Below are 11367 nucleotides of genomic sequence, written 5' to 3' on the forward strand. Positions count from 1 at the left end.
ACCGGTTGCCGCCAGCAGGGTACCGGCGGCGATGCCGCGCATCAGATCGCGCCGCGAGATGCCGTGGACGGATTCGACACCGGTCTCGCCCATTTGGGATCCGATCCGGTCGAAAGGCTGTTTCTTGTTCTTCATCTTATGCCTCCAAGGTTCTATAGAACTATCGTTGTTGTTATCTTCTCGGGCCTGTCATCAGTGAATAAAATCCTGAAAACGGTAGTAGGCCCCCACCAGTGGGAGGAACCAGGGCTTGCCGAAATGCCCGGGGATGGCAGGCCAATCCAGATCGCGCCAAGGGTTGGCCTCGCCGACGCCCGTCATCACCTGTGCCATCTGCTGCCCCATATGGACCGACATCTGCACTCCATGACCGCTGTAGCCGAGCGAATAGAACATCCCCTTGTGCCGACCGGCACGCGGCAGACGATCGGCGGTCATGTCGACCAGGCCGCCCCAACAATAGTCGATGCGCACGCTGCCCAGCTCCGGAAATATCTTGCGCATCGCGGCACGCAGTATCTGCCCGCTCTTTTCATCGGAACGTGGATTCGACATCGCGAAACGGGCCCGACCACCGAACACCAAACGATTATCCGCCGTTAGACGGAAGTAGTTGCCGATCTGCCGGGAGGTGACATAGCAGCGCTGCCTGGGCAGGAGCCGACTCACCAGCTCTGGCGACAGCGGCTCCGTCACGACGATGAAGCTGCCGACCGACACCAGACGCCGACGAAAATAGCCGAAAGGCCCGACAGAGGAGCTACCGGTGGACAGCAACACCTGCCCTGCCGTTACGGCACCGCGACCGGAAAGCACGTTGTACCCTCCGCTCACCGGATCGATCCGGGTCACCGGTGCCGACTCGACGATTCGCGCGCCCTGCCTGACGGCAGCGTCGGCCAGGCCGACACCGAAGCGCCCCATATGCATCTGGGCACTGGTCTTCTGCAGCAGGCCACCGAAGAACGCGTCCGAATCCACCTCCTCGCGCACCTGCTCTCGCGACAGCATCTCGACTTCAGGATCGACCTCGCTGGCCAGGCGTTCGCACGCGCGTGCCAGCTTGTCGTAATGCTCGGGCTTGGCCGCCAATTTCAGGCGCCCCGAGCGCCTGAAATCACACGCGATATTCTCCTGCCGCACCAACGTCTCGACACTGTCCACGGCAGCAGCGTAGGCCCGATAGTAGGCCCGCGCCCGGTCGCTGCCGATACGCGCTGACAGCGCGCCGTAATCGTGTGCCAATCCGCTGTTGCACTGCCCACCGTTGCGACCCGAGGCCTGGCCGACCACGCGGCCGGCCTCGAACACCATCACCGATGCGCCCTGCCGCGCGAGTGCCAGCGCCGCCGACAACCCGGTGTACCCGCCACCGATCACGGCAACATCAACATGCCCGGACACCGGCTCCCGCTCCCCTTGAGTGAAGGGTGGCGCCGTATCGAGCCAATAGGATTCCAGTTTCATCACCTCACCTCCCATCCGGGCATGATCCGGTCAACCTTAGAGGCCGACCAGGCCGGGCAGACCGCCGAGATCACTGATCTCGTGGTAGTTGTAGTAAGGGGTCGACGGTTCGTGTCCACGTGAAACGAAGACCTTGTTCTTGATGCCGATATCGTGGGCCGACATCAGGTCATAGCGAAGACTGGAGGACACGTGCAAAATATCATCCGGATTGCAGTCGAGCTGATCCAGCATGTATTCGAACGCCTTCAGGTGCGGCTTGTACGCCTGCGCCTGCTGAGCCGTCAAAACACGATGGAAAGGCGCGCCCAGCTTCTCGATGTTGTGCGGAATTTGCTCATCCATCGCATTGGTCAGCGCGACCAACTTATACTCTTTGGCCAGACGCGCCAGCGCCGCCGGTACATCGGCATGCGGCCCCCAGGTCGGAACGGAGTGATAGATCTTCATGCCTTCGTTGTCGCGGTACTCGATACCCCAACGTTTGCAGGTACGCTCGATGGCGTTGCACACCACCTCGTTGTAGGGTTTCCAGTCACCTAACACCTCGTCGAGCCGGTAGGCCGCGAAGTCCCGGGTGAACTGATCCATATCCTCCGCCGCGATGCGATCAGCGAACATTTCGCGCGCAGTCGGGGCCATCTGAAAATTGATCAGAGTGCCGTAGCAGTCAAAGGTGATGTATTTCGGCCTCAATGTGGTCATCTCTCTAATCTCCGCTCGTGTAGTTATTAATCTTTATCCAGGCCCCAACCGCCCCGGATGGTTTTAATCTCAAGGCGGCTCGCTGTGTGAAACCCACCCAAGCGAAACCGCCCTTGAAACAATTACAGCACCGTTACACAACAGATCCGCCTCGAATTGACGTGTCCCCAACACATATTTGTTGGTATTGGCCACGCCTCGCGGTAGAAACTGCCGCGCCGGCTTTCCAGCCCTTATTCGGCTATATCGATCAGCACACTCTTGGTACGCAGGTTGGCCTCGAATGCGTAGCGGCCAAGATCCTTGCCGATGCCGGAGTGTTTGAACCCACCAGTCGGCATGGCGAAGTCCCAGCTGCGCCCGTAGCGATTGACCCAGACAGTGCCCGCCTCCAGCTCACGCACAAAACGCAGCGCCCGGCTCAGATCCGCGGTATGCACACCCGCCGCCAGTCCGTAGGAGGGGTGCGCCGCCAGCGCCAGCGCCTCATCGTCATCCTCGAAAGTCTCGACACAGAGCACCGGGCCGAATATCTCGTCGCGCACCGCCTCCATACCCATATTCACGCCGCTGAGCAGGGTTGGACGGTAGAAACTGCCGCCGCTCTCTTCAGCCATGCGGCCGCCGCCAGTAACCAGCTGACCGCCCTGCTCCACCGTTCTACGCACCATGCCGTCGATCCGCTCAAGATCTCGAGCAGAAATGATCGGGGAGAGCGTGCTGGACATCTCCCAAGTAGGGCCAGCCACCAGCTCGTCGAATACACTGCCGATACGCTCGATCAGCTGCTCTGCGATCGATCGCTGCACGATGAGTCGCGACCCGGCCACGCAGACCTGTCCGGCGTTGGTAGTAATCGCCTGCGCCACGCGGCGCGCCACCTTGTCGACATCCTTGATATCGGAGAACACCAGCTGCGGGCTCTTGCCGCCCAACTCCAGCGTCACCGGCTTGGTGCCGGTTTCGGCACAGGCCGTCATGATCGCGGCACCGGTTCGCGTGGAGCCGGTAAAGGTCACCTTGGCGATACGTGGGTGGCGGCACAGTGCGTCACCGACCCGACCGTCGCCCTGTACCACGTTGAATATGCCCGGCGGAATGCCAGCGGCAATCGCCAGCTCCGCCAGCCGCACCACGCTGAACGGCGTCATCTCGGAGGGCTTCAGCACCACCGCGTTGCCCGCCGCCAGTGCCGGCGCGACTTTCCAGGAGGCCATCACCAGCGGAAAATTCCACGGCGCCACGGCACCGATGACACCATAGGGCTCGGTGATCGTCATCCCCAGTTGACCCTGCGCCGTCGGCACCACCTCGCCACCGGACTTATCCGCATACTCGGCAAAGAAACGTATCCCCTCAGCACAGAAGGGCACATCCCACTGTGTCGCCGCCGCAATCGGACGAGTGGAACCGACCGCCTCAAGCGGGGCTAGCGTGTCGACATCGGCCTCGATCAGTTCGGCCCAACGCCTCATCACGCGTGCCCGCTCGCGAGGAGAACGTGTCGCCCAGTCGCTTTCACGGAATGCGCTCCAGGCACTCTCCACCGCCCGGTCAACCATATCCCGATCGGCCAGCGGCAGCGCCGCGTACACCTGACCATCCGAGGGGCGTACAATATCCAGCGCGTCGTGCGCCTCGGTAACGGCACGACCACCGATGAAATGCGCACAGGGCACAGCGATACGTGCAGGATCAAAAGATGCCATTGCAACCTCCCATAGATTCAGCTCTTTTGAATAAATGCTAGCTGGCATTCACAGCACCTTTATGCCGACATGACCACCGCTGGCGGCACAAAGTTGTTTACTCGCCACCGACACGCGCCTTTGATGCCGATTTATCCCCCTCCCTGCCCGCGCTGCCACGACGGCAAGAACGTCCTAGTAATCGCCAGACCGCAATGCCAAACTGAAGACCCGCAATAGAGAAAAGCCGATACGGAGATCCACGTGCCCAACGCAAAATCAAAGCGACTGGAGACCTACGAGCTGACGCTGCGAAACATTCAGGGCGAAGATATTGGCAAGCTGCATCAGTTGTCGGTCGGCGTCGGCTGGCCACACCGTCCCGACGACTGGCGCCTGCTGCTTAAGCTTGGCCAGGGGTTTGCCGCCTGCGACAAGATCGGTCGAGTCGTCGGTTCGGCGATGTGGTTCCCGATGGGCGAGGATTTCGCCACCGCCGGCATGGTCATCACCTCCCCCCTGCTTCAGAGCCAAGGCGGCGGTCGCTGGCTGATGGATCAAGTGCAAGAGCAGTGCAGGGATCGTCGCCTGCAGGTCAATGCGCCCAAAGCCGCCTACCGCCTTTATGACACACTCGGCTTCAAGCCGGTGGCCGTGGTACACCAGCATCAGGGCTGGGCGGTCGATCCCGGTGAAATCCCCGTGCCGCCGAACAGCACCGTTCGTGCTCTGAAGAAGGCGGACCTCGAGGATATTTTCCGTCTCGACCGGGCTGCCTTCGGTGTCGACAGGCGCGAAATACTGACCGAACTGCTGGTCCAATCAGAGAGCAAGGTGCTTGAGCGCGACGGACAGATCGTCGGCTTTGCCCTATGCCGCCGATTTGGTCGTGGGCATGTCGTAGGGCCGGTCGTGGCGCAGGACAGTGCCGATGCCATCACCCTGACCGCACCCTTTGTGGCGCAGCATGCCGAAAGCTTTCTCAGGGTCGATACCGCCTGGGGCGACAGCGAATATAGCAACTTCCTCTGCCGATGCGGCATGCCGGAGTTCGATCAGGTAACCACCATGGCGGCGGATCCGCGACCGGCGGTTTATTCGGAGGTGCATACCTTCGCGCTGGCGAGCCACACTCTCGGATAACCCTATCCCTGATTAATGAAGGCGACCTGCTGCAGCACCTAGAGTGGCGGCCAGCAACACTAAATATTCTGCCGTCCGGTCGCACCACAACAGCATGATGAACCACCATCCCCCCCCCTGACCGAACATTACTACCGAATATTTCCCTGGCCAGGCTATCGGCAAGAATGTCCTAGTATTCATTCCTTCCCGCCGCCAAAGTAACGGTAAACGACGGAGGAGCTTATTATGACAACCCTAAACCTTGCAGCAGAGATTACCTACCGGCGGATGACCGACAGCGATCTGCCGGCCGCCCATCGGCTGTCGCAGGCGGTTCGCTGGCCGCACAGACTCGAAGACTGGCAACTGGTGCATCGACTCGGCAGCGGCTTTGTCGCCGAACGCGACGGCGAGATCATCGGTACCGCCATGTGCTGGAGCCAGGGTAGCTACTATGCTTCCCTGGGCTTGATCATCGTCTCGCCTGAGGCCCAAGGCAAAGGTATAGGCCGTACACTGATGCAACAGGCGCTCGACGAGATCGGCGATCGCAACTGTCTGCTGTACGCTACGCCGGCCGGACAACCGCTTTACGAGAAGCTCGGATTTAAGGCTGTCGGCGAGGTTCATCAACACCAGGGCACCGTGGTTCAACCCGAGGTGGTCGCCCCGCCGACCGGCGAGCGGATCCGTCCGCTGGGCAACAACGACCGCGCCCGACTGATCGAACTGGCAGCCGAGAGCACCGGCATGTCCCGCGCGACCATCATGAACGAACTGCTGCAGGTCGCCGAATGCGTCGTCATCGACAGCTACGGCGAACTGGTCGGTTTCGCCCTGATACGGCGTTTCGGACACGGGTATACCATCGGCCCCGTGGTCGCGCCCGATCCGGAGCGAGCCAAGGCGATGATCAGTTACTGGGTTGGCGCCCGTGTGGACTCCTTTGTGCGTATCGATGTACAGGACTCCGGCGGGCTAAGCCCCTGGCTGAACGAACTCGGCCTTGTCAAAGTGGACACGGTGGTCGCCATGGTGCGTGGCGAACCGGCACATGTCGGCCCCGGCATGAAGCAGTTTGCCATCATCAACCAAGCGCTCGGTTAACCGAGAGACAGGAACCTTTCATGGGCAGATCGGCTGTAAGGAAAATATTTATCGACGGCGAATCCGGCACCACCGGCCTGCAGGTTCGGCAACGGCTTCGCAACCACGACGGCATCGAGATATTAAGTATTGATCCGGCCGATAGACGCGACCCTGCAGCCAAAAGCCGGATCATGCAGATAGCTGACGTCACCGTGCTCTGCCTGCCCGACGACGCTGCCCGCGAAAGCGCGGCCCTGGCGGCAACAGCCGGTTGCCGTGTGCTGGATGCCAGCTCCGCCCACCGAACCTCCGACGACTGGGTCTACGGCCTGGCCGAGCTGGCACCGCGACAGCGGGCGGCGATCGCAGGCGCCCGGCAGGTGGCGAACCCCGGCTGCTATCCGACCGGCGTTATCCTGCTGATGCGCCCGCTGCTGGCTGCCGGCCTATTGCCACGGAGCGGTTTCTATACCGTCAACGCGGTATCCGGCTACAGCGGTGGCGGCAAAAGTATGATCGAACGCTACGAAGAGGAGGCTGGCACTCCACCCTGCTTCGCCGCCTACGGGCTGGACTTCTCGCATAAACATCTACCGGAGATTCAGCACTGGTCAGGACTGCTGCACCATCCGGTGTTCGTGCCCAGTGTCGGCAACTATGCCCAGGGGATGCTGATCTTCATCCCGGTGCGACCCAACGGCAAGATCTCGCCACGCAAGCTGCACAGCGAACTGGAGCGTGTCTATCGCCATGAGCGCTTTGTCAGGGTACTCCCGCTCGACGAGATCGCCGGCGGAACCGCACCCTTCATCACACCTCACGGCTTGGAAAACACCAACCTGGTCGAGCTGTCGGTCTTCGGCGCCCCTGACCAGCAGGCAGCCGTGCTGGTCGCCAGACTCGACAATCTCGGCAAGGGTGCCTCGGGAGCCGCGGTGCAAAACCTGAACCTGATGTTGGGCTTTCCGGAGCACCTGGGCGTCGACCTGCCCTGACACCCACCCCCTCCCTGCGCCAAGGCATACCGTACATCCTGTACAGCGCCGCTCCTGCGCATCCATGCGCCCGCGGCATACAGTACATCCTGTACATAAAAAAACTCCCCGGCGCGGTCGGCGACGGGGAGAGAAACCCCTGAGGAAAAAACGAGGGGTGAGCCGTGTGAAGCAACATCAAGATGCAGGATCAATAATAGCGGGGTCCCCGCGGTACACCTCACCCTTTACGATCATCTCGGTGTCATAAAGTTGCGTTATCGGCTTCGCTCCGACACTTCCTGCCGAGAAACCCTCCCCTACCCGCCACGACTCGGAGCCCAAGGCATCATCGACTTTCATGCCGTACCGGCGGTGCAGAACGACAGGATCTGCCATAGGCCGCCCGGCAATCGATCAACCTGGATGGCAGCCGATTGTTAGACTCCGGACGATGACCCATATCGGAGGTATTCCCATGCTTCAGACCACCCTTGAAACACGCGCTACAACCTCCCCTTCATTCGTGGACCTGCGTCAATTCGCGAAGGAGGCCGGTACCGGCCCGGCACCCCAAACCATTACACAAGAGGACGCCTTCCTCGCCTGCCGATACCCCCTGGAACTGCCCCCCGGTCCGGTCGAGGTCGGCGCCATTCGGTTACAGGCGGGCGTTGGCACAGTGGCCAACCTGGAGGGCGACGAGTTCGTCATCGTCTGTGAGGGCCTGCTGACCCTGACTCGACAGGGCGAGACGCTGGAACTGACTGACGGCGCCAGCGCGGTCCTGAGCGCCGGTGTCGGCTTCGACTGGTGCTGTGCGGAGTCGGCAACCCTGCTCTACATGCGCTATCGCGCAGGCACTGCCGGCGAGGGTAAGCTGATCCCGATCGACGAATCCGCTCCACTTGTCACCTCCGGCACGCCGGCGGCGGAGCTGTTGATCGGCCCCACCCCTCACTGCCGCAACCATACCGACTACCAGTCTGCCAACGGAGAATTCATCTGCGGCACCTGGGATTCGACCCCCTATCTCCGCCGACACATGACTTTCCGCCATTACGAGCTGATGCACCTGCTGCAGGGCGCGGTCAAGGTAGAGGACCATACAGGGGCGTCACACACCTTCGTCACCGGCGATATCTTCCTGATGGAACAGCAGGCCCATTGCAGTTGGGAAAGCCACGAACAGGTGAAAAAGGTCTATGCGATCTACCGTCCAGTATCCTGAGGCGCGCCGGCCAAGTGCGACCCTAGAGCTCCGCCTACCCCTAACTCCAAACAGCGAGAAAGAAGATGAATAATTACCGCATAGCACTGCTTCCCGGCGACGGTATCGGCACCGAAGTGATGGAAGCCGCCTGGCCGGTGCTTCAAACCCTGGCCAAGCAGCATAATTTCGGTCTTGAGGGCGCCTGGCTGCCCTGGTCCTGCGACCACTACCAGCGCCACGGCTGCATGATGCCTGCAGACGGTGTCGAACAGCTCAAAGCGTTCGACGCCATCTATCTTGGCGCTGTCGGCCTGCCCGCCCAGGTGCCCGACCACATCTCCCTGCGCGATCTGCTTCTGGCGATACGTCAGGGGCTCGATCTCTCGGTCAACGCTCGCCCGCACCGACTGCTCGCGGGTGTACCTGGACCGCTGCGCTCCACCGAGCCGTTCGATATCCTCTGTATCCGCGAGAACACCGAGGGTGAATACAGCGGCGCGGGCGGTCGCGTCCACCAGGGCGGCGATCTGGAGGTCGCGGTGGAAACGTCGATCTTTACCCGTGCCGGTGTCGAACGGGTACTGCGTCACGGCTTCGAGCAGGCGCGCAAGCGTAGCGGCCGTCTGGCCTCGGTGACCAAATCCAACGCCCAACGCCACAGCATGGTGTTCTGGGATGAGATGACGGACCGGGTCGCCGCCGATTACCCCAACGTCAAGGTAACCCGCTATCACGTCGACGCCATCGCCGCGCGCATGATCACCGCACCACAGACCCTGGATGTCATCGTCGCCTCGAACCTGTTCGGCGATATCCTCACCGATATTGGCGCCGCCATTCAGGGCGGGCTCGGTTTTGCCGCGTCGGCCAACATCAACCCCGCCGGCGGCGTACCCGGCATGTTCGAACCGGTGCATGGCTCGGCGCCCGATATCATGGGCAAAGGGCTCGCTAACCCACTGGCAACGCTTTGGGCCGGCGCCCTGATGCTGGAGCATCTGAGGGAAAACGCAGCGGCTGCCGATCTGATGACCGCGATCGAAACTGTTACCGCTACCGGAGCGGGAACGCCGGATATGGGCGGAAGCCTGAGCACCGGCGAACTGGCTGAAAAGGTGCGCACTGTACTGGGTAACTGATCCCAGTCATCGTGCGCACACAGGCAGCCGCTCGAAACGAGCGGCTACTACGGTTTATCCAACTGTTATATGTTCAGGAAAGGCATGGCGACCGGGATACCGGACGCCATGGCCAGAAGAATCATCAAGCCTTGGCTGAGCGCTGCTCGAAACGACGTGGTGCCGTCATATTCTCCGGCGCCAGAATATCGTCAAGATCAGCCACCGTCAGCAACCCCTCTTCAAGCACCAGTTCGGTCACTCCACGTCCGCTCTCCAGTGCCCTCTTGGCGATCCGTGTCGCGTTGTGATAACCGATATAGGGATTTAGTGCGGTGACGATGCCGATGCTGTTAGTTACCAGCGAGCGGCAATGCGCTTCGTTTGCGGTGATGCCGACGACGCAACGTTCGGTCAACACGCCCATCGCCCGCGTCAGAATCCTGACCGACTGCAGGATGTTAAAGGTGATGACCGGCTCGAAGGCGTTCAGTTGCAACTGCCCGGACTCGGCGGCAAAGGTCACCGTCAGATCATTGCCGATCACCTGATAGGCAACCTGATTGACAACCTCCGGGATCACCGGATTCACCTTACCCGGCATGATCGATGAGCCCGGCTGTCGGGCCGGCAGATTGATCTCGCCAAAGCCGGTACGCGGCCCGCTCGACAGCAGACGCAGGTCGTTACAGATCTTGGAGATCTTCACCGCGATACGCTTCAGAACGCTGGAGAAGGTAACAAAAGCGCCGGTATCGGAGGTCGCTTCCACCAGATCCGTGGCCAACACCAGTGATTCGCCACTGATCTCCGACAACTCTGCTACGGCCATTGCCGCATAGTCCGGATCGGTATTGATGCCGGTACCGATTGCAGTGGCACCCAGGTTGACCTCGCGGAAAAGCCGCACCAATTCATGGACACGATCCACATCCTCGCCCACGGTGGTGGCGAAGCCCAGGAACTCCTGGCCCAGCGTCATCGGCACCGCGTCCTGCATCTGGGTACGCCCCATCTTGATAATATGGGAAAACTCCACGCCCTTGGCCCGCAATGCCGAACAGAGCGTATCCATTGCGTTCGTCAGATCGGCATAGCTGAGCAAAATACCGAGGCGAACCGCAGTCGGATAAACATCGTTGGTCGACTGTGACAGGTTGACATGATTGTTGGGGTGCAGCTTGTCGTATTCTCCGCGGCTATGCCCGAGCAGCTCCAGCGCACGATTCGCGATCACCTCGTTGGCATTCATGTTGGTCGACGTACCTGCACCACCCTGAATCATGTCGACAACGAAATGCTCATGCCACTGCCCCGCGATAATCTCGTCGCAGGCAGCGACGATCGCTTGCTCGAGCCGCTCAGGCAAGTTGCCGAGCTTGCGGTTAGCCCGGGCCGCTGCCTTTTTCACCATCGCCAGGGCTCTGATGAAATTGGGAAAATGCGACAAAGGAATATCGGTGATGCGGAAGTTGTCCAGCGCACGCGCCGTCTGCACGCCGAAATAGGCATCAGCCGGAACCGCCAGTTCGCCGAGCAGGTCCTGCTCGATACGCACTGCGCCGATCGACGACCGGCCGTCTAAAGAGATGATGGTCATGATTAAGCTTTCCTACATTGTGTTATACGTAAACCAAAAAGGGGAGCGAACACTGAAGTGTTGCTCCCAAAAATCGATGCACTTTTTCGCCCATTCGGCACGTAGCGCTAGCGCTTTACACACGATGCAGGCGACCCGCTGCGCTCTTGCGCAGCGGCGGCGATATGCCTTTAAGCTTCCAGCCAGACGTGCTCGGCGAACATATAACCCATCAGGCCGCCAAGCGGGTGTGGGGTCATACCCTTCAGCTTGGTAGTATGCGCATCAAGGCTACTGTTGAAATGAGGTATGCCGACGCCGCAGTGGTCATTTACCAGCACCTGCATATCGCCATACATCTGCTTGCGCTTGGCGTCGTCGATCTCGGCCCGGGCAGACAGCAGCAGCT

Annotated in this window: 9 protein-coding genes and 1 pseudogene; 5 read left to right on the forward strand and 5 right to left on the reverse strand. The window is 60.9% G+C overall.

The window, feature by feature from the left end:
- Positions 1-192 precede the first annotated feature (192 nt).
- From KQ940_RS22185 to KQ940_RS22195, 3 genes are all read right to left on the reverse strand, one after another.
- Positions 193-1467, reverse strand: a complete 1275-nt coding sequence (locus KQ940_RS22185) for an NAD(P)/FAD-dependent oxidoreductase (protein WP_217416833.1) — start codon at positions 1465-1467, stop codon at positions 193-195.
- 36 nt (positions 1468-1503) lie between these two features.
- Positions 1504-2172, reverse strand: a complete 669-nt coding sequence (locus tag KQ940_RS22190) for a haloacid dehalogenase type II (protein ID WP_217416834.1) — start codon at positions 2170-2172, stop codon at positions 1504-1506.
- Between the two features lie 233 nt (positions 2173-2405).
- Entirely contained in the window at positions 2406-3881 is a 1476-nt protein-coding gene (locus KQ940_RS22195) for an aldehyde dehydrogenase family protein (RefSeq protein WP_217416835.1), read from the reverse strand.
- 243 nt (positions 3882-4124) lie between these two features.
- Here KQ940_RS22195 and KQ940_RS22200 point away from each other — a divergent pair, with 243 nt between their 5' ends.
- The 5 genes from KQ940_RS22200 to KQ940_RS22220 all read left to right on the forward strand — a co-directional run bounded on the left by KQ940_RS22200 (position 4125) and on the right by KQ940_RS22220 (position 9400).
- The gene (locus tag KQ940_RS22200; protein WP_343222711.1) at positions 4125-5003 is read left to right on the forward strand and encodes a GNAT family N-acetyltransferase; all 879 of its coding nucleotides are present in this window, start codon (positions 4125-4127) and stop codon (positions 5001-5003) included.
- Between the two features lie 228 nt (positions 5004-5231).
- Positions 5232-6092, forward strand: coding sequence for a GNAT family N-acetyltransferase (locus KQ940_RS22205; RefSeq protein ID WP_217416836.1), 861 nt, complete (start codon positions 5232-5234; stop codon positions 6090-6092).
- A 20-nt stretch (positions 6093-6112) separates the two neighbouring features.
- Positions 6113-7069 (forward strand): N-acetyl-gamma-glutamyl-phosphate reductase, encoded by a 957-nt coding sequence (gene argC / locus KQ940_RS22210; protein WP_217416837.1) that lies wholly within the window; start codon positions 6113-6115, stop codon positions 7067-7069.
- Positions 7070-7526: 457 nt separating this feature from the next.
- Positions 7527-8279: a cupin domain-containing protein gene (locus tag KQ940_RS22215; protein WP_246590262.1), complete on the forward strand. Its 753-nt coding sequence runs from the start codon at positions 7527-7529 to the stop codon at positions 8277-8279.
- A gap of 65 nt (positions 8280-8344) precedes the next feature.
- Complete coding sequence (locus KQ940_RS22220; RefSeq protein WP_217416839.1) at positions 8345-9400, forward strand: tartrate dehydrogenase; 1056 nt, start codon at positions 8345-8347, stop codon at positions 9398-9400.
- A 124-nt stretch (positions 9401-9524) separates the two neighbouring features.
- Here KQ940_RS22220 and aspA read toward each other — a convergent pair whose 3' ends face one another.
- Both aspA and KQ940_RS22230 read right to left on the reverse strand, forming a co-directional pair.
- Entirely contained in the window at positions 9525-10979 is a 1455-nt protein-coding gene (gene aspA, locus KQ940_RS22225) for an aspartate ammonia-lyase (RefSeq protein WP_217416840.1), read from the reverse strand.
- 170 nt (positions 10980-11149) lie between these two features.
- Positions 11150-11367: pseudogene (locus KQ940_RS22230) on the reverse strand (ABC transporter substrate-binding protein); the annotation flags it as partial.

Origin of the sequence: Marinobacterium ramblicola, assembly GCF_019084545.1 — a bacterium.
GTDB classification, from domain to species: Bacteria; Pseudomonadota; Gammaproteobacteria; order Pseudomonadales; family Balneatricaceae; genus Marinobacterium_D; species Marinobacterium_D ramblicola.

What these genes read in the sequence shown, in the direction of transcription:
- KQ940_RS22190 (WP_217416834.1), bottom strand. Translation starts at nt 2,172, where the DNA reads ATGACCACATTGAGGCCGAAATACATCACCTTTGACTGCTACGGCACT.
- KQ940_RS22195 (WP_217416835.1), bottom strand. Translation starts at nt 3,881, where the DNA reads ATGGCATCTTTTGATCCTGCACGTATCGCTGTGCCCTGTGCGCATTTC.
- KQ940_RS22185 (WP_217416833.1), bottom strand. Translation starts at nt 1,467, where the DNA reads ATGAAACTGGAATCCTATTGGCTCGATACGGCGCCACCCTTCACTCAA.
- argC (WP_217416837.1), top strand. Translation starts at nt 6,113, where the DNA reads ATGGGCAGATCGGCTGTAAGGAAAATATTTATCGACGGCGAATCCGGC.
- aspA (WP_217416840.1), bottom strand. Translation starts at nt 10,979, where the DNA reads ATGACCATCATCTCTTTAGACGGCCGGTCGTCGATCGGCGCAGTGCGT.
- KQ940_RS22220 (WP_217416839.1), top strand. Translation starts at nt 8,345, where the DNA reads ATGAATAATTACCGCATAGCACTGCTTCCCGGCGACGGTATCGGCACC.
- KQ940_RS22205 (WP_217416836.1), top strand. Translation starts at nt 5,232, where the DNA reads ATGACAACCCTAAACCTTGCAGCAGAGATTACCTACCGGCGGATGACC.
- KQ940_RS22215 (WP_246590262.1), top strand. Translation starts at nt 7,527, where the DNA reads ATGCTTCAGACCACCCTTGAAACACGCGCTACAACCTCCCCTTCATTC.